This is a genomic window from Nodularia sp. UHCC 0506, assembly GCF_034931045.1.
Classification (GTDB): Bacteria; Cyanobacteriota; Cyanobacteriia; order Cyanobacteriales; family Nostocaceae; genus Nodularia.
Window position 1 is genome coordinate 41248 of the sequence record NZ_JAYGHH010000007.1, and the last position, 22091, is coordinate 63338.

21 protein-coding genes and 1 pseudogene are annotated in these 22091 nt (G+C 41.0%); 9 read left to right on the forward strand and 13 right to left on the reverse strand.

The genetic code is table 11. From position 1 onward, the window contains the following. Positions 1-422 precede the first annotated feature (422 nt). A complete protein-coding gene (locus tag VB654_RS07175; protein WP_323212964.1) occupies positions 423-938 on the forward strand; it encodes a rhodanese-like domain-containing protein in 516 nt (171 codons plus the stop codon). A 587-nt stretch (positions 939-1525) separates the two neighbouring features. After that, positions 1526-1903 carry a Mo-dependent nitrogenase C-terminal domain-containing protein gene (locus tag VB654_RS07180; protein WP_323212965.1) on the forward strand — a complete coding sequence of 126 codons (378 nt, stop codon included), beginning with the start codon at positions 1526-1528 and terminating at the stop codon, positions 1901-1903. Between the two features lie 99 nt (positions 1904-2002). Here the strand turns inward: VB654_RS07180 and VB654_RS07185 are convergent, their stop codons facing one another. Beyond that, positions 2003-3967 carry a caspase family protein gene (locus tag VB654_RS07185; RefSeq protein WP_323212967.1) on the reverse strand — a complete coding sequence of 655 codons (1965 nt, stop codon included), beginning with the start codon at positions 3965-3967 and terminating at the stop codon, positions 2003-2005. A gap of 199 nt (positions 3968-4166) precedes the next feature. Here VB654_RS07185 and VB654_RS07190 point away from each other — a divergent pair, with 199 nt between their 5' ends. Both VB654_RS07190 and rpmF read left to right on the forward strand, forming a co-directional pair. Then, positions 4167-4712: a hypothetical protein gene (locus VB654_RS07190; RefSeq protein ID WP_323212969.1), complete on the forward strand. Its 546-nt coding sequence runs from the start codon at positions 4167-4169 to the stop codon at positions 4710-4712. Positions 4713-4827: 115 nt separating this feature from the next. Then, a complete protein-coding gene (gene rpmF, locus VB654_RS07195; protein ID WP_323212970.1) occupies positions 4828-5001 on the forward strand; it encodes a 50S ribosomal protein L32 in 174 nt (57 codons plus the stop codon). 190 nt (positions 5002-5191) lie between these two features. Here the strand turns inward: rpmF and VB654_RS07200 are convergent, their stop codons facing one another. The 4 genes from VB654_RS07200 to ureC form a co-directional block, all read right to left on the reverse strand. Next, on the reverse strand, positions 5192-6574 hold the full coding sequence (locus VB654_RS07200; RefSeq protein WP_323212971.1) for an aldehyde dehydrogenase: 1383 nt from the start codon (positions 6572-6574) through the stop codon (positions 5192-5194). A 278-nt stretch (positions 6575-6852) separates the two neighbouring features. Continuing rightward, positions 6853-7953 carry a hybrid sensor histidine kinase/response regulator gene (locus VB654_RS07205; RefSeq protein ID WP_323212973.1) on the reverse strand — a complete coding sequence of 367 codons (1101 nt, stop codon included), beginning with the start codon at positions 7951-7953 and terminating at the stop codon, positions 6853-6855. Between the two features lie 367 nt (positions 7954-8320). Further along, the gene (locus VB654_RS07210) at positions 8321-9286 is read right to left on the reverse strand and encodes a transposase (protein WP_323212974.1); all 966 of its coding nucleotides are present in this window, start codon (positions 9284-9286) and stop codon (positions 8321-8323) included. An 80-nt stretch (positions 9287-9366) separates the two neighbouring features. Continuing rightward, positions 9367-11073, reverse strand: coding sequence for an urease subunit alpha (ureC, locus tag VB654_RS07215; RefSeq protein WP_323212975.1), 1707 nt, complete (start codon positions 11071-11073; stop codon positions 9367-9369). Between the two features lie 59 nt (positions 11074-11132). On the opposite strand from ureC, the gene VB654_RS07220 reads away from it, so the two are divergent. Then, a complete protein-coding gene (locus tag VB654_RS07220) occupies positions 11133-11507 on the forward strand; it encodes a GxxExxY protein (protein ID WP_323212976.1) in 375 nt (124 codons plus the stop codon). A gap of 40 nt (positions 11508-11547) precedes the next feature. Here the strand turns inward: VB654_RS07220 and VB654_RS07225 are convergent, their stop codons facing one another. From VB654_RS07225 to VB654_RS07260, 8 genes and pseudogenes are all read right to left on the reverse strand, one after another. Next, positions 11548-11853, reverse strand: coding sequence for an urease subunit beta (locus VB654_RS07225; RefSeq protein ID WP_323212977.1), 306 nt, complete (start codon positions 11851-11853; stop codon positions 11548-11550). A 21-nt stretch (positions 11854-11874) separates the two neighbouring features. Next, entirely contained in the window at positions 11875-12177 is a 303-nt protein-coding gene (gene ureA, locus VB654_RS07230) for an urease subunit gamma (protein WP_323212978.1), read from the reverse strand. Between the two features lie 36 nt (positions 12178-12213). Next, on the reverse strand, positions 12214-13053 hold the full coding sequence (locus VB654_RS07235) for an urease accessory protein UreD (RefSeq protein WP_323212980.1): 840 nt from the start codon (positions 13051-13053) through the stop codon (positions 12214-12216). Between the two features lie 112 nt (positions 13054-13165). Further along, a pseudogene (locus VB654_RS07240) lies at positions 13166-13634 on the reverse strand (DUF4351 domain-containing protein); the annotation flags it as partial. 242 nt (positions 13635-13876) lie between these two features. Continuing rightward, positions 13877-14416 (reverse strand): flavodoxin, encoded by a 540-nt coding sequence (locus VB654_RS07245; RefSeq protein WP_323212981.1) that lies wholly within the window; start codon positions 14414-14416, stop codon positions 13877-13879. A 380-nt stretch (positions 14417-14796) separates the two neighbouring features. Next, entirely contained in the window at positions 14797-16296 is a 1500-nt protein-coding gene (gene lysS / locus VB654_RS07250; protein ID WP_323212982.1) for a lysine--tRNA ligase, read from the reverse strand. Positions 16297-16486: 190 nt separating this feature from the next. Next, the gene (locus VB654_RS07255) at positions 16487-16915 is read right to left on the reverse strand and encodes a hypothetical protein (protein WP_323212983.1); all 429 of its coding nucleotides are present in this window, start codon (positions 16913-16915) and stop codon (positions 16487-16489) included. Between the two features lie 464 nt (positions 16916-17379). Next, positions 17380-18339: a M48 family metallopeptidase gene (locus tag VB654_RS07260; RefSeq protein ID WP_323212984.1), complete on the reverse strand. Its 960-nt coding sequence runs from the start codon at positions 18337-18339 to the stop codon at positions 17380-17382. Between the two features lie 134 nt (positions 18340-18473). Between VB654_RS07260 and VB654_RS07265 the strand changes: the two genes are divergently transcribed. From VB654_RS07265 to VB654_RS07280, 4 genes are all read left to right on the forward strand, one after another. Beyond that, positions 18474-20024 (forward strand): ATP-dependent DNA helicase, encoded by a 1551-nt coding sequence (locus tag VB654_RS07265; protein WP_323212985.1) that lies wholly within the window; start codon positions 18474-18476, stop codon positions 20022-20024. 46 nt (positions 20025-20070) lie between these two features. Continuing rightward, positions 20071-20199 (forward strand): hypothetical protein, encoded by a 129-nt coding sequence (locus tag VB654_RS07270; protein WP_323212987.1) that lies wholly within the window; start codon positions 20071-20073, stop codon positions 20197-20199. A gap of 71 nt (positions 20200-20270) precedes the next feature. Next, positions 20271-20486, forward strand: coding sequence for a DUF2839 domain-containing protein (locus tag VB654_RS07275; RefSeq protein WP_193997549.1), 216 nt, complete (start codon positions 20271-20273; stop codon positions 20484-20486). Between the two features lie 941 nt (positions 20487-21427). Next, positions 21428-21772 carry a DUF1815 family protein gene (locus VB654_RS07280; protein ID WP_323212988.1) on the forward strand — a complete coding sequence of 115 codons (345 nt, stop codon included), beginning with the start codon at positions 21428-21430 and terminating at the stop codon, positions 21770-21772. The last annotated feature ends 319 nt before the right edge of the window (positions 21773-22091 follow it).

The following is a 22091-nucleotide window of genomic DNA, read 5'->3' on the forward strand; positions in this document are numbered from 1 at the left end:
TCTTAATATTGCTCAAATGCGGGGTGCTGTTAGTAAAAAACTGAAAAACCGATGGCGAGAGCGGGGGGACTGCAAGGATACAGTGATTATGTTCAGGGGGTTGCCAAAAAATTTGATCACATCAGTCTTTATTTTGATATTTGGACTAAGGTGACACCAACTTCATCGACATCTTGTCATCTGTTTTTCCATGCCATTTAATTAGTAGCAGCGAAGGGTTGAGTAGAACTTATGATCAACTGTATCTGCTTTAAGGGGTCTAAAATCAACCCGATGATTGCCGATGCTGACTGGCTCTGCGGTTAAGTGGCAAATCCCTTTCACAGCAGTCCAAGAGTGGCAAACATTTTTTGCTCACTGATTCTCCTCTCGGCCGATTTGCCTTAATTAATTGACTTGCTTTCTAACAATTGCGAAATTATATGATGCTTAAGAAACCAATTCAGACCATATTACTGGCATTTGCGATCTGGTTTTGCCTCTTGTTTGGTATTGGGCAAAATCCGACTATAGCAGCAACTCTCACAGAAGCTGAATTGATATCTCCAGAAAGAATGCAAACTCTGCCTGAAAGTAATTTAGAATCGGGAGTTGATAGCTTTCTGACATCGATTCCAGCAGGCTATTACACAATTGCCAATGTCGAAGGATTGAAAAGCTTTTTAAAGAAACATCAATCCGTGTTGGTGGATGTGCGCGAAGCCTCTGAATATCGGTCTGGACATATACCTAACGCAATTAATATTCCCCTGCGAACCCTGTCACACAACCTGAATCTGATTCCGCGCGATCGCCCTGTGGTGTTGTACTGCTCCTCTGGTTATCGCTCCGCAATGGGGGTAATGACCTTGCACCTGTTGGGTTACAATAATGTACTGGGTTTTCCGCCTAGCTTTGCAGCTTGGAAAACCGCAGGAGAGGCGATCGCCTTAAGGTAATGCTCCAAAGTCATGTTTTTTAATCTATTTGCTATAGTTTTTTGGTAACTCAGTGGGCTAACTCAGGTGAATACAGACTTCATCACCCCGTTTTGTTTAAGAAAGTTCGGTTCATCCGTAACCCTGGTAAGTTAGCCCCAAGATTCCATAAATTGCTACTTGCTGGAAATCACATTTTTTTCCTAGCGATCGCAAAACCCGATATTTGAACACAGGTCACTGAAATCCTCTAATATTCAGTCACTACAACTAATATTTGCATTGCTGATATTTATACCTACTCAAAATCCTCATAGAATTTGATTATATTAAGTTTTGTAACGATTACATGGGAACCTGTCCAATGACAGATGACTTTAGTAAAATTTAAAGTATGTGAAGTTATCAATAAGATTAGATTATTACACTACCGATGCCGGGAAAATTGCGTTTAACTTGATGTAGTAATAAATTGAATTCTGACACAAGTGGCTACTGTAACACCTATTGTAACTCAGTCAGGAAATGATTTTTCCGGTAAAGGTAATTGCCACGTTGTATACATTCATCAGCAAGATGAATACCCTCATTAATACAGAGGCTTAATCATGAAGGTATTTGACAATACCACAAAAAGGTTTTTTCTGGCAAGCTGGGTATCGATTAATCAGACAGAGACTAATCATGCTCCTGTAACTCAGCTACACCCTTCGGCACCTCAGCCTAACGGTGATTTTCTGCAACCCCTGCGGCAGAGAATAGAAAATATTCAAATTAATAATCGTCAACTAGCTCACCGCTTGTGCAAAATAATCCCAGCTCAATGTCCCTTTGAGCGTGATGTCAAATTATTCGGCAAAAAACTGTTTCACATTCCGCCTATGTGTAAACTCAATCCTTTTTTTGAAGAAGTGGTTGGTTTACGCTTCCGGGCGCTGTGCTATCTTGCCGACGAATGTGGTGAAGATATATCGCAGTACTGCTAGTGCGGAGTGCTGAGTGCTGAGTAAAGAGAGAAGAGAGAAAAGAGAAGAGAGAAGAGTTAGGAGTTGAGAGTTTAGCTCCTAACTTTTTTTATTGGCAATTTAATTGGTAATTTTTCTGGCTTGCCATTTTTGGATGGCTGCTTGAGCGTCTTCGTAAACTGCTGTCACCTCTGGGACTAATGTAGCCGTTTCAATTGCGGCTGTGATATTACCTTGGTCAGCTCGACTTTTAGCCAAGTTCAAAATTTTTTCACTCCATTCATTAATAGATTTTTGGGCGCTATCAAATCCTGGTTGACCCGGTGGTACTCTTCTGGCTACTTCAATGGCACGATTATATGTTGATGCTTGTCCGGGTCTAATTAAAGCCTGGGCTGCATCTAAAACTGTCTGATTACCCACATATTGTTGAGATTCTAGTTGCCATTGGTTAATTAGTGCTTGTGCTTGAGCATAAAGGGTTTGCTCTGGGGAAATTAATTGTGCCGCAGCAATGGCATTTGTATATTCTTGTTGTTTGGCACGCCCCTCTGCTAAATCTAGAATCATGCGACTCCAAATTTGAATATTATTCTGAGCCTGTTCGTAGAGTGGTTCACCTGGTTGAATTTTACTAGCAGTGGCGATCGCTTGACTCAGATCACTAGCTTGAGTTTCTCTCAAAGACATTTTCGCTAAGTCTAAAACTGCTTGATTGCGTTTTTCAGACTCAAAATTAGCGGCGATTTGGGCATTAGATGGGTTTTGTGTTGGAGGTGTTATTGATGATGTCTCGGAGGTAGAGTCAGCTTGTAACTCCGGGGTAGCAGTAACAGGTGATGGACGTGATATGCTTTTACCTTGTAAAAATAGCGATTGATTGCGGAGAACAATTACAGAAATTAAAGCTACCACCAACATAGTGCCGCCGCCCCAAACTAAAAACTGTTTCCACAAGGGAATATCTGTCTTATTCTTAGGCAAGCGAGAAACATCAGATGGAGACACATTAGGGATAAATCTCCCCCCTGTAGCTGCTGGGGTATTAAGAGAACTCTGTTGTTCGAGGAATTGTTCTTTCGCCGGGCTAGAGAGTTGTTGTTCTTCTAACTTACCAATAGCTGGGATGAAATTTGGCAAATTCAGCGATGGGGATTGACCACCCAGGGTAGTTTCCATAGCTGGCGCTGTTCCCCAGGTGCTGACGTTTTGTGTCTTGGCTAAATTGTTCAGGTTGATTGCGCCAATAGAAGATGCTGTCAGCGCTACGGCAAAGGTTTCGTCTGGAAAAATTAATGAGCTGTTTCCACCGGGTTTTATTGTGCTGGGAGCTACTTCGTTATGGCTTTGCACTTCAAACTTCGGCAATATTGCTTGTGGTTGAGATGGGAATATTGTTACCGGGTTTTGTGTAGGTCGCCAGTAGTGTTGACATAATTCTGGAGTCAGAACACTTAAATAGCTGTCTAGATCAGTCAAGCTACTGGCATTACCAGAACGCAAAGCTTCTAATAATGCAGCTGTAAAGAATCCATGACCTAGTTCGCTACTTTCATGAGAGAATTCCTGAGATTGGCAAGAAAGAATTGTGGCCATTTGTAGTTCTTTCGCCAGTTCTATAATTTCTAGCCCCACGGGACTATCGGCTTGAATGCTAAAAGCACGGTTAATATCAAGCAGCAGCAACGTATTAATTTCAGCCAATTGTAGACTTTGCATTAGCGATCGCACTTCGATGCCAGTCTCTTCGACCAATTCGGGATTTCCTTCTATTGGCATTAAGTAATCTTTGCCGTTATAACTCACCCCATAACCGCTAAAGAATAACCAGAGATGGTCTTGTGGTTGCCAACAAGCGGCTGTCAAATCCTCCAGCAACACCAAAATATTTTGCTTGGTGGGATAGGTGGGTCGATCTCCGATGGGTGGGGAAGCAGCTGTCATCAACAAACAGCGTTCTTGTGCCAAACCTCCTTCTTGAACTAAAAAATTATTTAATACCTCGGCATCTGCTTGAGCGCAACGTAAAGGTTGAAATAACTGATATTGATTGATGCCAATTGTGATTGCCCAGTAGTTTGCCATCCCGCTCTTTGTAGGTTGTTGTTTTCTTGCCTAAAATTGCGGTTGGCTTTGCTGAAAAAACAAAGCTAACCTATGTCTTATGGTCTTCGGAAAGTATGATCGAGTTACTGAGTTGTAAGAAATTTTTATTACAGTAAACTTAGATAATCATGCTTAGTAAAAGTCAAATTACAATTCATCAATAAGGAGCTATCAGATTATGACCAGGAGTATTACTCATCAACGATCATTGATCATTCCCTTTCCATTTATTGGCCAAATTGCCAAAAAGATCCGGATATTTCCGTTAATTGTTTTACTTTTTTCGCCCATTTCTGTGTGGATATTGACAGAAGCGATCGCACCCCAAATAGTTCGGGCTTATACCGCGAGAGTTGATCTCAAAATTGACCGCATGGCTGATGAAAGCTATGAAACCATACTACGCAGAGCTGAAGCAATTTCTAGAGCTGCTGCTCAACGTAGCTTTGATACAGATATATTAGCTACAGATGTTTCAGTAATCGTCACTGTAGAAAGTGATGGCGCGATCGCACCGATTTTGTCCTTAGAAGTTAGTCGCCAGCAATGGCGCGCCCGCCCCGACCCCAAACGTTGGGCAACTTATTTCAAAACAGCGCGATCGCTCCTGTTATTTGACACACCACCAGCAATTTCCAATACAGCTCCAGCAGCCCCCATCATAGAGCCAGCCACAACTCCCACCAATACCACAGACAATGCTCCTAATTCTCCTGCTAATTAGGCAAAATAGTTTCCTCTTCTCCCCTCCCTGCCTACCTCTTCCCAATCCCTATCTATAAAAGTCGAATTGATGGCTTAGAATAGGAAGGTTGTCAAGAATTGCGATATCCGCTACTATGGCTGTCCCTAAGAAGAAAACATCAAAATCCAAACGAGATAAACGTCGCGCCACCTGGAGACATAAAGCTGCTGTTGAAGCTCAAAAGGCTCTTTCTCTAGGCAAGTCAATTTTGACTGGACGTTCTACCTTTGTCTATCCCAGCACAGAAGAAGAGGAAGCAGAATCATAATTCCCTAGTGAGAAAAAGCCACCTGCTAAATTTATTACTACTATATAAGCGCTTTTTCTTTACTTTTTTGATTGCTATATCAATCATCGGTAGTCTGCAAAAGCTCATCGGGTTGATAGAAAAAAATGGGTAATGAGTAATTGGGGAAACCCGTTACCCATTACTCACTAAATAATTAGAGTTTGAGGTTTTAACCTACAATTCGCTTTAAGGCCGATAATTTGTTTTTGTATGGTGCATATCGCCAGTTTAAATCTAGCCAGAAGTAATTTTTTAACACACTTTTGTAATGGGAAAAAGTGTTAAAACTGGCTTTACCGTGATAGCTGCCAATTCCACTATCACCTACACCACCAAAGGGTAAAGATGAGACACCAACCTGCATAACTGTGTCATTGATGCAAACTCCACCGGATGAGGTTGACTGTAAGATTTGTTTTTGCAGGTTTTTATTTTGAGTAAATAAGTATAAAGCTAAGGGTTTTGGCTTCGAGTTAATTAAGGCGATCGCTTCTGTAATCTCTGTATATTCTAGAATAGGCAAAATAGGGCCAAATATTTCCTCCTCCATGACAGAATCTGTTAAGGAAACATGGTCAAGTAAGGTTGGCGCAATATAACGTTCTTCAGAATTGGTTTCTCCGCCAATAATAATTTCGCCATCTTTAATTAAGTTAGCCAACCTATCAAATTGTTTTTGACTAATAATCCTAGCATAATCTGGACTAGTTGCCGGATTATCTCCATAAAATTCCTTGAGGCATTTTTTAATCCCATCCACCAAATCTGGTTTAATTTTTTGATCAACTAAAAGATAATCAGGCGCAATGCAAGTTTGTCCAGCATTAAGAAATTTGCCCCAAACAATGCGTCTGGCAGTGTATTCTAAATTAATTTCAGTATCGATAATACAAGGACTTTTACCACCTAATTCTAAAGTCACTGGTGTGAGATGTTTAGCGGCTGCTTGCATGACAATTTTGCCAATAGCTGTACCACCAGTAAAAAAGATATGGTCAAATTTTTCGGCTAGGAGTTGTTGACTGGTTTCTACATCTCCTTCTACTACAGCAATATAATCTGGGTGAAAATGTTTGCCAATTATTTCAGCCACCAAACTAGAGGTATGGGGTGCAATTTCTGAAGGTTTGAGAATTGTACAATTTCCTGCCGCGATCGCACCGACTAAAGGTGAGATAATTAGTTGCAAGGGATAATTCCAAGGCCCGATAATTAAAACAACTCCTAGCGGTTCTGGATAAATTTTGGCTGAGTAGGGGAAAAATTTCCAGGGAACTGGTGCTTTTTTTGGCTTAGTCCAATTTTTAAGATGTTTGATCGCATCATCGATTTCATTGACTACACCAATTTCTGTAGCATAAGTCTCGAATTCCGGTTTATGTAAATCTGCTTGTAGTGCTGCAATGACTGCTTGTTTATTCTCAACAATTGCTTGTTTCAGAATTTTAAGTTGTTCCAAGCGGAAATTTAAATTTTTCGTTTTGCCCGTCTGAAAAAAATTACGCTGTTTGTCGATAATTGCAGCTATATCTAATAATTCATTAGTAATCATATAGAACTCCTATTTAAATTTTGATAGCTTGCGTGGCGTAAGCCATACAAAACGACCTATACCTTGATTCCTTCTTCTCTGTTCGCTGTTCCCTAAATATGGCTACACCACTCAAGATACAGCAATCAAACCGGATTCCTATATTTTCTATTTTGTCATTTTTGAAAGTCTAAATATTACTATAACAAAATATTTAAATATTAATTTAATAAAACTTAATATATAAACAATTTATATTTAAATAAAAATTATAAATCATCATTTATGATTGTGTTTACTTACTGTTTAATAGGTAAACTAACTATAAAAACACTACCTTTGCCTAACTTAGAATTTACTATAATATTACCTTGATGAGCCTCAACAATGCGACGAGAAAGGTACAATCCTAAGCCACTACCAGAACTTTTGTGACTTCCTTGACGAAATCTTTCAAACAACGTGGCTAGTTCTTCAAGTGGAATACCCATACCTGTGTCAGCTATTTCTATATTAATTCTGTTGCTTTGAGTTTGCGTGTTAAACCGGATATTTATTGAACCGAATTCTGTAAATTTGATAGCATTACCAATTAAATTTGTAAATAAACGATGCAGTTCTAAGCGATCGCCCATGACGATAACTGTGCTGGAATCCTCAGACAAATCTAGGTTTATCAATAGCGTTTTGTCTTGTGCTAAAGGTGTCAGTTCACTAACCACCTCTTCCAGCAACTGACTTAAATCAACCGCTTGAAACATCAGGGTTTTGCGACCTGCCTCAAAGCGGTAAACTTCTAATAAAGTATTCACCATAGATAGCAGGTTAACGTTGCTACGAGCCATGATGGTGATCACTTCTTTCATTTGTGGTGACAAGGTTCCCAAAGCACCCTGCTGGAACAGCATCAACATTCGATCAGCTGCTACTAAGGGTGTGCGTAAATCGTGGGTAAGGCGAGAAACAAAATCCTGGCGCTGACGATCAATTTCATCGCGTTCATCCATACTACGCTTCAATCGTAAGAGCGATCGCACCCTTGCCAATAATTCATCGACTGTTACAGGTTTGCGGATAAAATCATCAGCACCCAAGTCTAGACCTTTAGCAACATTGGGCGCATCGTGGGCTGTAATCAACAGTATGGGGATATATGGTTGAAACTTCGTATCTCCACGAATGTGTCTAGTAACTTCGTAACCATCCATTCCTGGCATCATTAAATCCAATAATACCAAGTCACAAGGTGATTTTTCCAGTTCTAATAAGGCATCAGCACCATTTTCTGCGGTGCTAATAATGTAGCCTTCTCCCTCCAAAATTGTTTTGATCAAAAATACATTATCAGGGGAGTCATCCACAACCAGAATTTTGTCAAAGCGAGAAGATGGGGAATTCATGAGGTACTGAGGTTTAGAGAGTCAGTGATCTTGTGGCAATGATATTATGCTTTTGTATAAGTTTTATCGTCAAGATTTTAGCAAACTGACTAGTCAGCGCTGACGCGATAAGCGCTGCTGCAAAGCAGATAACCCCTCGGTAATCGGATAATCCTTAGAAAAGATTATCTCTAAGCAATATTTAAATAATTGGCAATTTAACTAGGCTGGACAACATCAACATAATAGGTTATTGCAGCACAGGCTGTTGAGTAAAGTTGGTAAGGATTGCAAAGTGTTAGGTGTAGCCTTGCTAAACTCAATCGTGATTTCTGGTAGCAATGAAATTTTTGAACTATTTTTAGTTCAAACAAATCTATATCTACAGTCATTCCCTAGTAGTTAAATCATCTAAAATTTGCTGAAATTCTGCTGTAGAAGGAATGGCGATCGCTCTTTTGAGCAACATTTTCAATACAGATGCTTCTTCTATGGTATTGATAACTGAAACAATGGAATCTGGGACTTCTCCAAAACGAGTTTCGAGAATGTCGATCAAATTATCTCTACCCATTTGGATAATACCTTGTTCAACTCCTTCTTCTTTTGCTAACCTTTCAATACTTGTTACGTACCGCATTCTACTGGCCTCCTCGTAACTTTTTACTTCTGTTTTAAAACTCAGTACTAATTCTTCTGGTAATAACATTACCCAGTCAATAAAGCGAAATAATTCCAGAACGTCTTCTCGGCTGTAACCCCGTTGAAATAGCTGTTTAACTAAGCTTAATTTCCACTGTAGCCGACTTTCTGGGTTTCGTTGGGTCGCTTTAGTCTTGAGATGCGCCATTACTATTATCCCAAAAGGGTTAGTAGTTTGTTCTAAAGTTTCCCATGCTTGTTCATAGTCCAAAAGTTTGGCGATAGGAAATTCTAAACTTACCCGACATCCCCCTAATTGATAGCTGTAGCTGGAAGGTCGCCAATTTGACTGTTCATCGGCTAAAACAGCCAAGCTAATCACTGGCTTTTTATGACGGTCAAACAAGCGGTAATTATAGGTATACATCCGTTCAGGAAATTTGCTGTCATATTGACCTTGAACTTCTACATGAACTAATACCCAGGCTTCTTGACCATCAAGTAACCAAACTTTGGCTACTTTATCGACCCAACGCCGACCAATTTCGGCATCAGGTTCTAGTTGTTGTAATTCTGTATCCAGAAATTCGTAGGGACGTGTCCAGTCGATAGCAGCTTCTGCTAGGGGGAAAAAGAATTCTAGAAATTTGGGAAAGTAGAGTTCAATTACTTCTTTCCAGGGACTATCGTAATCTGTATATTGTTCGGTCATGATCTAAGGAATAAACGAACCACAGAGACGCAGAGTACACAGAGTTATGAGAGTTTGAGAGGTTTTTTGTTTGGAAGTTTCTAAAACAAAAAGTATCTTTGCGCCATTGGTAAAACGGTTGCGGGTTCACAAGTTAGCAATTCACCATCAGCCCTGACTTGATAGGTTTCTGGGTCAACTTCTATATGTGGTAAAGCATCATTTAGCTTCATATCTCGTTTACTGATTTGGCGTGTCCCGGAAACGGCGACAGCAGATTTTTTTAATCCTAACTGAGTGGGAATTTCTCTTTCTAAAGCCGCTTGGGAAACAAAGGTTAAAGATGTGGCGTGACGCGCCCCAGCAAAACTGCCAAACATGGGTCGGCTATGCACAGGCTGAGGTGTGGGAATACTGGCGTTAGCATCGCCCATTTGTGACCAAGCAATCATTCCTCCTTTAATCACTATTTCTGGTTTGACACCAAAAAATGCTGGTCGCCATAAACATAAATCTGCTAGTTTCCCCGCTTCCACTGAACCAACATACTCAGCAATACCGTGAGTAATTGCTGGGTTTATTGTGTATTTCGCAACATATCTTTTAGCGCGATTATTATCTGCAAATCCATCTCTGGCAAGACTTCCTCGCTGCACCTTCATCTTGTGGGATGTCTGCCAAGTGCGAATTATCACTTCACCGACTCGCCCCATTGCTTGGGAATCGGAAGCAATCATACTAAATGCGCCTAAGTCATGCAAAATATCTTCCGCAGCGATGGTTTCTCGGCGAATGCGAGACTCAGCAAAAGCCACATCTTCGGGAATGCTGGAATCGAGGTGATGACACACCATCAACATATCTAGGTGTTCTTCTAGGGTGTTGACAGTGTAAGGGCGTGTGGGATTAGTAGAAGATGGTAAAACGTTGGCTTGTCCGCAAACCTTAATAATATCTGGTGCGTGTCCACCCCCTGCGCCTTCGGTGTGGTAGGTATGAATTGCCCGATGTTTGAAAGCTGCTATGGTATCTTCGACAAATCCGGCTTCATTCAATGTATCGGTATGAATTGCCACTTGCACATCATACTCATCTGCAACACCCAAACAAGTATCAATGGTCGCAGGGTTAGTTCCCCAGTCTTCATGTAGTTTTAACCCCATTGCGCCGGCTAACACTTGTTCGATAATTCCTTGGGGTTGACTGGCGTTACCTTTACCCATAAATCCTAAGTTAACGGGGAAAGCATCAGCCGCTTGTAACATCCGGTACATATTCCAGGGGCCAGGGGTGCAGGTGGTGGCGTTTGTGCCGGTAGCGGGGCCAGTACCACCACCAATCATGGTAGTAATTCCAGAGGCGATCGCCACTTCAATTTGCTGGGGACAAATAAAATGAATGTGGCTATCAATTCCGCCAGCAGTGAGAATCATTCCTTCCCCGGCTAAAGCTTCGGTTCCAGGGCCAATAATAATATCTATATTATCTTGAATATAGGGATTTCCGGCTTTCCCTATTTTGAAAATTTTGCCGTCTTTAATACCAATATCGGCTTTAACAATACCCCACCAATCGAGAATTAAAGCATTAGTAATGACTAAATCTACTGCGCCATCAGCGTTAGAAATTGGGGATTGTCCCATTCCATCTCTGATGACTTTACCGCCACCAAATTTCACTTCGTCGCCGTAGGTGGTGAAGTCTTGTTCTACTTCGATAAATAGTTCTGTGTCTGCTAATCGAATGCGATCGCCTACTGTGGGTCCGTAGGTTTCGGCGTAGGCTTGACGAGAGATTTTGTAAGGCATAATAGTGATAGGATTTAAACGCAAAGGTACGCGAAGGTACGCGCAAAGGTACGCGGAGTATGGATGAGAATGATTTGAGTGGGGCGATTATTGGTTGTGGAATGCGGGTGCATACGGCGTTGGAACCGGGTTTATTGGAGTCAGCTTATGAGGAGTGTTTGTATTATGAGTTGAGGAAGAGGTTTAATGTCAGGAAGCAAGTTCCATTACCGCTTGTGTATGAAAAGGTGGAATTGGATTGCAGTTATCGATTAGATTTAATAGTAGAAAATAAAGTAATCATCGAAGTCAAATCTGTAGAATTACTCCAACCAATTCACTCAGTCCAACTCTTAACCTACCTCAAACTCAGTAATTGTAAACTCGGACTCCTCCTCAACTTTAACGTCCTCCAACTCAAAGAAGGAATCAAACGCGTAGCCAACAACCTCTAACTCCGCGAACCTTTGCGCTTACCTTTGCGAACCTTTGCGTTTAAATCTTCCCATTAACCTTCCCATTAAAACCATAAACTTCACGACTCCCCACCAAGGGAACTAAACTCACCTCCTTCTCATCCCCCGGTTCAAATCTCACTGCTGTTCCCGCCGGAATATCAAGACGCATTCCCCGTGCTTGTTCTCGATCAAAATTCAATGCTGCATTCACTTCATAAAAATGAAAATGTGAACCGACTTGAATCGGGCGATCGCCTGTATTTCCCACCATTAACTTAATAATAGAACGACCAGTATTTAACTCAATTTCACCATTTGGAGTAATCATTTCCCCTGGAATCATAGTTTTACCTTTTTGTAATAATTATCTAATCGGATTATGGACAGTTACCAACTTAGTTCCATCAGGAAAAGTTGCTTCTACCTGCACATCATGCACCATTTCCGGTATACCCTCCATCACATCATCCCGTGATAACAGAGTAGTCCCATAACTCATCAATTCTGCTACGGTTTGTCCATCTCTTGCACCTTCCAAAATCGCCGCCGAAATATAGGCGATCGCCTCTGGATAATTCAACTTCAAACCCCGATTTTTACGCCTTTCAGCTAACAAAGCGGCCGTAAAAATCAATAACTTATCTTTTTCTTGCGGTGTCAATTGCATTCTGATCTTCCTCTGTGTTCTCTGCGCCTCTGCGGTTCAAACCTGCCATACTCTGGGTACACAGCCACCACGATGTAAAAAATCCCCTCGCAGCAACTCCCAGACAACCGTAAACCAGTTTCTCACCTCAGACGTAGAAGCACCACGATATCGACACAAAAATCCATTTTGTAACCGAGTCATACCTACTTCCCCAGAACCATCCCATAAACTGCGGGCTTTTGCCAAAAATTCAGCAGAAACATCACTTCCCACCCAAACCAGACTACCTGCTATGGGTTGTCCAGCCAAGCCGTGAGGACTGTGAAAAACTGCTTCGCTACCTGGTAAGTATTGGCGATCAATCCACAAGGGTACGCCTTGCTGCCAAATTTCCGTATGCGATCGCCATTCTCCCTGTAAAAATTTTTCGCCTCTAGCAGTCCGACCAAATCGGGTAATTTCCCAACCTAACCAACTAGCACTAGGTGCTAATTCTACCCGTAAATCTTGCCGATAAATCGCCCCGTTAAACACAATTGTTTCTTGGGGTAGCCATTCTAAACAAGCACCTGCATCAACTTGGATTTCAATATTTTGCCTAGCTTGCAGTCCGTTAGTACCGTAGATTTTACTAGCTGCGGCTGTAGTAATTAAAGCTTGTGCATTAGCTTGGATGTGGATATTAGAGGATAGGCGATCGCCTCCCACCACACCCCCAGCCGTGTGTAATATGACACTATGACAAATTTTCGCACCCTCTGGATAAAAAGGCCGTTGTATCTTCAGGGGGGCTTGATTGTGATTGTAAATTAATTGGGTACTATTGAGGCGATCGGCATAAACTAAATTAAGTTTGCCATGCCATGTTTTATCTATTAGAGTGTTAGCAATCATTGATAAATCGATAAAGTCTGTCTAAGTTTAACTTTATCATTCAAGATATAAATATTATTAAATATGTAGAGATGTTATGGGTAACGCCTCTAAAATTTATCAACTTGATTAGTTACTGATTTTTTTGTTCTAACCAAACTACCAAATCAGCAACTTCGGAAAAATCAAATAATGCTTCGCCTAAATCTTCTAAATCATCAGCAAATAAATTTCTTACCTTTGTCATTAAGGAATCATTAACATCACCAAAAAGACGTTATCTGGAATTGTAGCAATTTTTGGGCTACTTGAGATAATAAAGTTTGAGGTGAATCAGTTCGAGTTAAAGTTGCTAAAGGTAATAATGCGGGATTATCTAAAAATATCTTTGAATCTTGTTCCCAAAGACGCACAACCTCAAATTTATGAATAGTAGTATTATCTCGATATTCTTCAGTAAAAACGACTGCGTTATCAGTTTTCTGCAAAAATATTAACACCTGAGTCACAGGACATTTATACTGACGCTTTAACCTGACAGAATAATCAAGCATTCGGAAATTAAGAGGCGTTTTAGATTTAGGTAAAGTCTGAAATTCAAGCAGAATTTACTTTAAGGAATTTTATGTAAAATCCGTGAATGCAACAAAGCGGCTCAAAGATTGAGTCATAAAAATAGTGCGTTAGATATAGTCGTAACGCACCTTACTGGAATGACACACTGAAAATGGTGGATGAGATTTATCGATTAGAAGACGCTAAAGTGCAACAATAAACTTTTTTACTGCACTATTTTCGGATAGCCACGCCACTACTAGGGGATAAATTTTAACTGTTAATTGATTTAAGCAGCTTCCAAAGATGTACTTGGAAAATGTGGTTTCAATACTTCCAACCAATTTGCAATGCGCTCGTCTGTTTTGTCACTTTCATTCACTTCATCAATGGGTAAACCCACAAACTTATCATTGCGGACAGCAAATGAATATTCATAAGTATAACCATCTAAGGGAATTTCACCGACTAAAGTTGCACCTAATTTTTGGAAATGGTCGTATAAAATACCCAAGGCGCTAACAAAATTTTCGCCGTGAGTGACATAATCTCCCGCACCAAATAAGGCGATAGTTTTACCTGAAAAATCCGGTTTTTCAATGGACATATCAAATAAAGGGTCGCGCCAATCATTTTGCACTTCACCTGCACCCCAAGTAGAACACCCAAAAAGCAAATAATCATATTCCAGCATTTGCTCAACGCCGTCAAAATCTTCTTCCATGCTGTAAATATCACACAAATCTTCGCCAAAATATTCGTGAATTTTTGTGGCGAGTGATGCAGTGATACCGGAAGTGCTGCCATAGAAAATAGCCATTTTTGCCATGATCAAATCTCCTCTAGGATAAAATCAACGAATATTTGAGAACAAGATTTAACGATGTTTATCTCCAGAGATTCCCAAAATTTGACAGGGCAAAACTTGCCTATAATTAACATCTGCTCCCTGTTTACCTGCCCTTGGTTAAGGTCGCTTTCTACCCATCTGCACAAAATGGTATGAGATGAGAATTTATAGGCATGATGCTTTGTCCAAAGAACACAGCATTTTTATTAGTTAGATAACACCTGATAAAAAAATGCAATAAACACTAATTGCATCATATTCAGAGTAATCAGTTAAAAAAGTTTAAATATCACAAATAATATTTTTAATATTTAAATATAAATTACAAAATTAGCGGGCATCTTGCCCGCACTACAAACTTATGATTCTGGCTTGAGTAACGGAAAGGCGATCGCATCCCGAATACTGGCACAATCAGTTAATAACATCACCAACCTATCAATACCAATACCTAAACCACCTGTAGGCGGCATTCCGTATTCTAAAGCCGTGATAAAGTCTTCATCGACACCTTGGGCTTCTAAATCACCCGCAGCTTTCAGTGCAGCTTGGGCTTCTAAACGTTCCCTTTGATCCACTGGGTCTGTTAATTCCGAGAAGCTGTTAGCAGTCTCACGCCCCACAATAAATAATTCAAATCGTTCTACCAAACCCGGTTGAGAACGATGAGGTTTAGCTAAAGGTGAAATTTCTACAGGATAATCTGTGACAAAAGTCGGCTGAATTAAGTTTTCTTCTATCTTTTGTTCAAAAGCTGCATTCAAAAGTTTGCCCATTGATGGCACATCTTCTATACCATGCAGACCCGCATTTTTACTAGCTGCTTTCGCTTCTTCCAATGTAGAGAAAGAATTGAAATCCAAGCCTGTATATTCTTTAACTAAATCGTGCATCGTCACCCGTCGCCAAGGTGCTGATAAATCTATCGGTGTGCCTTGGTAGGTAATTTGTAGTGTGCCGAGTACCTCTTGGGCAACAGTGGTAATAATTCCCTCTGTCAGCGCCATCATGTCGTGGTAGTCAGCATAGGCTTGGTAAACTTCAATTGAGGTAAATTCGGGATTGTGGCGAGTCGATACGCCCTCATTCCGAAAAATTCGCCCTAATTCAAATACCTTTTCAAAACCACCGACAATCAACCGCTTCAAATGAAGTTCTGTAGCAATTCGCAGATACAACTGCATATCTAAGGTGTTGTGGTAAGTCACAAACGGACGCGCATCAGCACCACCAGCTTCACTTTGCAGAACAGGCGTTTCAATTTCCAGAAAATCCCGTTCTGTCAAATAGCGACGAATCCCGGCAGTAATTTGGGCGCGACGGCGGAAGGTTTGCCGCACTTCGGGGTTGACAATCAAATCAACATAGCGCTGACGGTAGCGTTTAGCCACATCCGTTAAACCATGCCACTTGTCGGGTAGAGGCAACAGGGATTTTGTCAGGATGCTGTATTCTTTGACGTAGACAGATAATTCGCCCTTTTCAGTCCGTTTAATAGTGCCTTTGACTCCCAGAATATCACCTGCATCTGTAAGTTGTTTGAGGTGAGCGAAGGCATCAGCATCAGCATCTGCCATACATTCTTGGATACGGCTTTTCTCTAAGTAAAGTTGAATAGTGCCAGTTTCATCTTGCAGCGTGAAGAAAGCCAGTTTACCGAAAACCCGACGCGCCATAATGCGTCCAGCAATGGCAACATCTAGATCAACTTCTTCACCACTGGGTAAATCAACAAATTTTGCTTGCAATTCGGCTGTGTGATGAGTAGACTCCCAACGATAGGCATAAGGATTAGATCCTAACTGCTTGAGTTGGTTGACTTTTTCCAGCCTGGCGGCACGGATATCTTCTTCCGACATGGTAAGGGACTAAATAGGGCAAGATATATTATAGATGCTGCAAAAGTTGACAGTCATAGATATTTTTGATCTGTGGTCTACTTCAAGAATGCTAGGGGAGTATAAATTAAGTATGCTTTTTCCACAACCCTTGTAAAGACGTTGCATGGAACGTCTCAACATTCTGTGTTAGAGATATTCCATGAGATTTTCAATTTTGCCCTATGCGTACTGAATACCGAGATGAAATGGCCTGCATTTTCAGGTTAGTAAATTCCATGATTGCATTTACCAGGTCTTTTTGTTCTGGTGGCAAATTGAGTTTTGCTAATCCCTGATTGATGTCATCGCCAGCACGCATATTGTGAGACAGTTTGGTTCGTTGGGATGAATTCAATACTGCCCCGATTTCTCTATTTCTTCTCTGACGTACAGCCTGGATTTGTTGCTGCTGTTGCGGTGTCAGATTAGTATTTGAAAATAAACTAGACTCAGTAGTTGTGTTGACAAGTTGGACAAAAATGATACTAGAAGTAGGATTAATTGGAACTGGTGCAGCCAGGGCAATTCCCGGAATCAAAATTACAAAAGCCAGAATACTAGCGAATACGGTTAGCCGTTTTATCAGGTGAATTGCCATATTGAGAAGTTGCCTATATCAAATTTTGTGCTGAGATATATTTCAGCAATTTTCCATTGTGTTAGTTAAGGGGACAGCAGTCCACCTAGAAAGTATTATCTAACGTCAGGGAATCTGGAAAGATAAATTATGCTACAGCCTGTGTCGATAGGTAAGATGTCTACCTTACAAAAATGCTGGGGAAATTTTTATGGAGTCATAAAATATACGTAAACTTTTTCGCAACGGTTAGCGGGCAAGATGCTCGCTCCACAAGAAATTTAAGTTTGGGATATTTTTTTATTTGTCCATCCCAAAAGCCTCTACATTGCCTATACCGCTATCTTATGCAGGTTAAAAGTTTAATCAGATGAAAAACATCTAGTTTGCATATTGAGATTAGATTAAACCCTTATGGGGTGGGCATACTTCGACAAGCTCAGTACAAGTCTTGCCCGCCCAGATTATGCAAATTAAACCCGCGCCTACTCAGACCTTTTGATTTTGTTAATTTCTTGTTGCAGTTCTTCAATTTGTTTTCGTAAGGTTTCTACTTCCTGTGGCGAGGTTTCGGCGGCAACATTTACAGCGCCTGATGCTGTTCGCTGATAATTTCCTCGGCGAATTTGCTTGTACTCTTCTGATACTGCCCACTCCTGTAAATACCGTAAGCGTTCCACAGGGAAAGGATGGCTCAACATCGTACCTTGAGCGCCGTTATAGATCAAGAATTTATAAACCTGATTTAATCCGTCTTCATCCAGTGCATGATAATTTTCTGACTGCTTAATAAACTCCTGTAAACTGCATTCATGAGCATATTTTATACTGCCACCAGAAACTTTCATCATGGATGACATGACAATATTTAAGTCATCCATCACTAACAAAGCCGCCCGATCTGCGGTTAACTCGGCTTTGCGTCGCCATTCAAAAAAGGCATAAATCAAAGCTTGAGAGACGAAATTGCCAATACCGAAGGTTAATTCTCCCAAGGCGGAAGCAGCACTCATCGCCCACATCGCCATTTGAATTAAAATAGTATGACCACATTTAATATGCCCCAGTTCATGGGCTAATACCGCCCGAATCTCGGTTTCGTCGAGTAAGTCTAGTATCCCTGTATTTATGACTATGTAAGGATTCTCTTGCCCCAGGGCATAGCTATTTGCTTGGGGGTTCTGCACGACAAACAAAGCAGGTTCTGGGTAAATGTCCAAATCTCGCACGCATTCGCGGAACATCTGGTAAATAGTGGAATATTGCCGCGGCCCTACTTGGATGGCATTGCCCATTAGATAGACTAACTGAGGGCGTTCGTAGACAAATTCCACAAATTTACGAGCTATTAAATCAAATCCCGGTAAGTTTCGTAAAGCTTCCTCGGCTTGGCTATCCAGTGGATGTCTGAAGGCTTCGCTGGAGATTCCTGTGTATGTTGGCATAATTTAATCAGTGAACAGTGAACAGTGAACAGTCTAAGTTATCAGTCTTATAACTGGTAACTCATAACTGATAGCTGAATAATAGAAATGGGGCGATGGGAATTAGAAATCACTTTGTATAGGATGAAAAGCTTGTGATTGAGGCTGAAGTTCATTTGTCACTACATAACTTTCTGCGATCGCAGGCGGGGTTTCCTTCTTGGCCCCATCATTTGACGATGGCCAGGTTGGTAGCACGCGCCTTGCGTTTAGGACGTAGTGCCTTAATTCAAGTTGGGGCAGTTTCTGGCTATCAAGGTCGTTATCGCACAAGTTTTGTGGCATCGGCTTTGATGTGGCATGGCCCTGTAGTTATTGTCGCCCCAGCAGCAGTACAGCAACGTCTCCTGCAAGTGGAAATTCCTCGTCTCCAACCGTGGCTACAAGCGAACAAACCCATTAGGACAGGCGAAGTTTGGCCGGGAAATGATTTTCAAGGGTTACTCCTCACCTCCCCTGAAGCTTGGTTAAAAGGACAGTTCACATCTGCTGATAGTTTTCCTCCAGGTATTCCCACGATTATTGATGGGGTAGATGATTTAGAAGATTGGGTACGTGATCAGCTTACCCAAGATATTCAACCTCATGACTGGGATCAACTCATGTTAGCTTGTCCCGAACAAGCTGAAATAATTCGCTCTGCACGGGCGCAGCTAACACATAAACTGTTTCAGCACCCAACTAATCCATATCAGTGCTATCTAATTTTCCAGTCAGAATTAGAAATTTTGAGTGATCTATATTCAACACTGGATTCAGTCGAAACATTACCAGCACCTTGGAAAAATTTCTGGCCGCAATTTTCCACCAGTAACGCAAATCTTCCCCCTTCTCATCTTGTTTGGGCAACAATTGCCCGTCGTCAAGGCTTGTTTTCTTTACATTACACCCCGCTTGAATTAGGCGAAAGTCTCAAGGCTCTTTGGCAGAGGCAACCAGTGGTATTAATTGGTAGTGCCTTGGAACCAGAAACTGAAGCCCCATTGTTTCGTCAGCGTTTGGGTTTAAATGACGTAACTTGCTTGAAGTTTTCTAATGATCACCAAGGGACAGCAATTCAACTGTATGTCCCCCATAAGTTACCTCTACCCAATACCCCAGAGTTTCAAGCCGCATTTATTCACAAGGTTCGGACACTACTTTGTCTGAGTGCCGTAGCCCCAGGTTTAACGGTGGTATTGGTGGGAGATGTGCCACTTAAGGCTCAAGTAGGTGCTATTTTGGCTTCTGAGTTTGGTTCACGGGTACAGGTGGAAAAAACTTGTTTGGATGAAAATGGGATTTTAATCAGTGGCTGGGAATTTTGGCGATCGCATCAATCGGTTTTACCTGCACCCCATCTGTTAATTATTGCCACTTTGCCGTTACCATCTTTAGAAAATCCCCTGGTGGCTGGTAGAGTTGCTCATTACAAGCGATCGCATCAAGATTGGTTCCGGTTATTTTTGTTACCAACGGCTTTAAATGAATTACAACGCGCGATCGCACCAGTTCGAGAAAGTCAAGGTATTGTGGCTTTACTAGACAGCCGTGTAGTTAATCGTAGCTATGGCGCACAAGTCCTGGCTGTTCTCAGTCCTCTAGCACGAATTAACTACCTTGATCCCAGCATCTTTTCCCACCCTAATGATGAAGATTCCAGCTAGTACAGCACGGCGTAAATAAACAACCCATACCAAATCAATAAAACCCTTGTGCCGTTTGAATTACGAATTACGTTCGCGTAGCGTTTCCGCAGGAAATATTACGAATTACGAATTACACCTTGTGGTACTAGTTGAGTATTTACGTTTTGTCAATTCCAGAGCGATCGCCTCCTAGCAAGCGCTATCATCAATTTTGGTACAAGTTATGTTTAAACCTAAAACCTCATTAAATTTGAATTCCTAATTATGGGTGAAGCAAAACGTCGTAAAACTACACTGGGAGATAACTACGGTCAAGATACACGCATCTTACCTTGGGTTCCTATCACTAAAACCCAATCCCAAAAGTTTATGGAGTTGACTACTCGTAGTACCTGGTTCTGTATTGGTGCGATCGTCGTCGCTTGGATAACTATCCGTTTTATCGGCCCTGCCTTCGGTTGGTGGGAAGTAGTCTATTAAAATACCCCCGCTATACTCCAACTTTTAGGTATAGCGGCGGTTCTCAGTCTCACAGTTAAAACCGTTTAAATTTAGTAACATATTTATACTTAAATTTGCTCTGCTCAAAATAAGTTTTATGTCGCTAATACAACTTTTTTTTCTGATATTTCAGTATAAACTGGGTTTTTGGTATAGCGATCGCCAAGGAGCCTAAAACATTATTGATTGCTTAAAATCCGTGAAAAAACAGGGTTTATACTCAGCAATCAGCACTCAGTACAAGCTCATAGAAAATACTGGCGAAATGGCAACATACTTATTCCATGTTCAGCTACTCTCAGTATTAAACCATAGATATTTACGGTACATATTTAGTACTGCTGTGGAAATTACCGTCAAGTTTCTGAAATATTGCCCCCAAACAACCCACAGTCCCAAATCCCGAACCTCAAACCATTTACCAAACTCTTAATTTTAGGAGTATTTAACTATATGCACCCAATACCGCAAACAATATAAAGTCTCGTTTCATTCACAGACACATAGGTTAACAAGCTGAAACCAGATATAAAAAATACTGAAGTGATTTTAAAGCCTTGGCCAGAGAAGAGTTTGGCAGTATCTTTCCCAAAAAAATGATATCCGTAACTTTTCTGTTGTTTACCAATACCAAATTTGCGTTACTCTTAAAACGGAATCGTTTGAGTTAAGCATTTGATCAGACAGAAATATATGAAGAAAAGGTTAAAATTATCCAATCTGTCTGATAAATCGAACTTGTAAATTGAATAGTTTGATACGGCAAGCTGAATATTTATCTCCTACCCTAACAAAGTAGTCAATAAATCATTCCATGAAATTCTGGTAAATGTAATGAATAGTTTACAATACCAGTGGATGAAAAAAGCTAAAGAAAATATAAAAGAGACTCAAATCACTGTGGTGTGTGGAGGAAAAACGTGTTTCTGAGACTAGCGCATCAACACCGACAATTCGTCCAAGACTTGGTAATGAACCTACAAGCCTTGGCAATTGTACTAGAACGACGCGGATATCCTGCGTCCTGTTATACCTGCGGCGACCAAATGAATAGTGCTTCGTTTATGGTTAGCTTGGGCGATAATCACTTGATTCGATTCTTGGTATCCGATTATGGGATTACTTGGACAGAAATGCGAGATGACCGTGAGTTAATGAAATTAGAGGGTGCAGAGGCAATTAACCAGTTACAAGAACTGGCTAACCTTGTCAAACAATCCACACCAGCTAGTTCAGGTAATAAAACCCTGGCCAAAAAGTACTAGGGTTGACTGTATCACATGGGATACCTCAAAACAGGTTCCAATAGTCGCTCTCGCATTGGAAATCTATGGACGGTAATTGGTAATAGGTAATTGTGGCTAGAGTTGCGATTCCACATTACCTATTTAAAATTACGACGCGGTTGTTGGCTCATTGGTGGACTGTCACATATTTTAAATTCGTTAATCAAAACCTTATGGGAGAATTTTGTCAGATGTGAAACCTTCATAGCTGTTAAAAAATTCAAAAATGTCGGAAAAACAACCAATTCCAGCACAATTACCACCAACCAGCGCCATTGACCTTCCATCCAACAACGCC

Excerpts from the sequence above, each read along its gene's own strand:
- VB654_RS07175 (WP_323212964.1), top strand. The coding sequence starts at position 423 with ATGATGCTTAAGAAACCAATTCAGACCATATTACTGGCATTTGCGATC.
- VB654_RS07180 (WP_323212965.1), top strand. The coding sequence starts at position 1,526 with ATGAAGGTATTTGACAATACCACAAAAAGGTTTTTTCTGGCAAGCTGG.
- VB654_RS07185 (WP_323212967.1), bottom strand. The coding sequence starts at position 3,967 with ATGGCAAACTACTGGGCAATCACAATTGGCATCAATCAATATCAGTTA.
- VB654_RS07190 (WP_323212969.1), top strand. The coding sequence starts at position 4,167 with ATGACCAGGAGTATTACTCATCAACGATCATTGATCATTCCCTTTCCA.
- rpmF (WP_323212970.1), top strand. The coding sequence starts at position 4,828 with ATGGCTGTCCCTAAGAAGAAAACATCAAAATCCAAACGAGATAAACGT.
- VB654_RS07200 (WP_323212971.1), bottom strand. The coding sequence starts at position 6,574 with ATGATTACTAATGAATTATTAGATATAGCTGCAATTATCGACAAACAG.
- VB654_RS07205 (WP_323212973.1), bottom strand. The coding sequence starts at position 7,953 with ATGAATTCCCCATCTTCTCGCTTTGACAAAATTCTGGTTGTGGATGAC.
- VB654_RS07210 (WP_323212974.1), bottom strand. The coding sequence starts at position 9,286 with ATGACCGAACAATATACAGATTACGATAGTCCCTGGAAAGAAGTAATT.
- ureC (WP_323212975.1), bottom strand. The coding sequence starts at position 11,073 with ATGCCTTACAAAATCTCTCGTCAAGCCTACGCCGAAACCTACGGACCC.
- VB654_RS07220 (WP_323212976.1), top strand. The coding sequence starts at position 11,133 with ATGGATGAGAATGATTTGAGTGGGGCGATTATTGGTTGTGGAATGCGG.
- VB654_RS07225 (WP_323212977.1), bottom strand. The coding sequence starts at position 11,853 with ATGATTCCAGGGGAAATGATTACTCCAAATGGTGAAATTGAGTTAAAT.
- ureA (WP_323212978.1), bottom strand. The coding sequence starts at position 12,177 with ATGCAATTGACACCGCAAGAAAAAGATAAGTTATTGATTTTTACGGCC.
- VB654_RS07235 (WP_323212980.1), bottom strand. The coding sequence starts at position 13,053 with ATGATTGCTAACACTCTAATAGATAAAACATGGCATGGCAAACTTAAT.
- VB654_RS07245 (WP_323212981.1), bottom strand. The coding sequence starts at position 14,416 with ATGGCAAAAATGGCTATTTTCTATGGCAGCACTTCCGGTATCACTGCA.
- lysS (WP_323212982.1), bottom strand. The coding sequence starts at position 16,296 with ATGTCGGAAGAAGATATCCGTGCCGCCAGGCTGGAAAAAGTCAACCAA.
- VB654_RS07255 (WP_323212983.1), bottom strand. The coding sequence starts at position 16,915 with ATGGCAATTCACCTGATAAAACGGCTAACCGTATTCGCTAGTATTCTG.
- VB654_RS07260 (WP_323212984.1), bottom strand. The coding sequence starts at position 18,339 with ATGCCAACATACACAGGAATCTCCAGCGAAGCCTTCAGACATCCACTG.
- VB654_RS07275 (WP_193997549.1), top strand. The coding sequence starts at position 20,271 with ATGGGTGAAGCAAAACGTCGTAAAACTACACTGGGAGATAACTACGGT.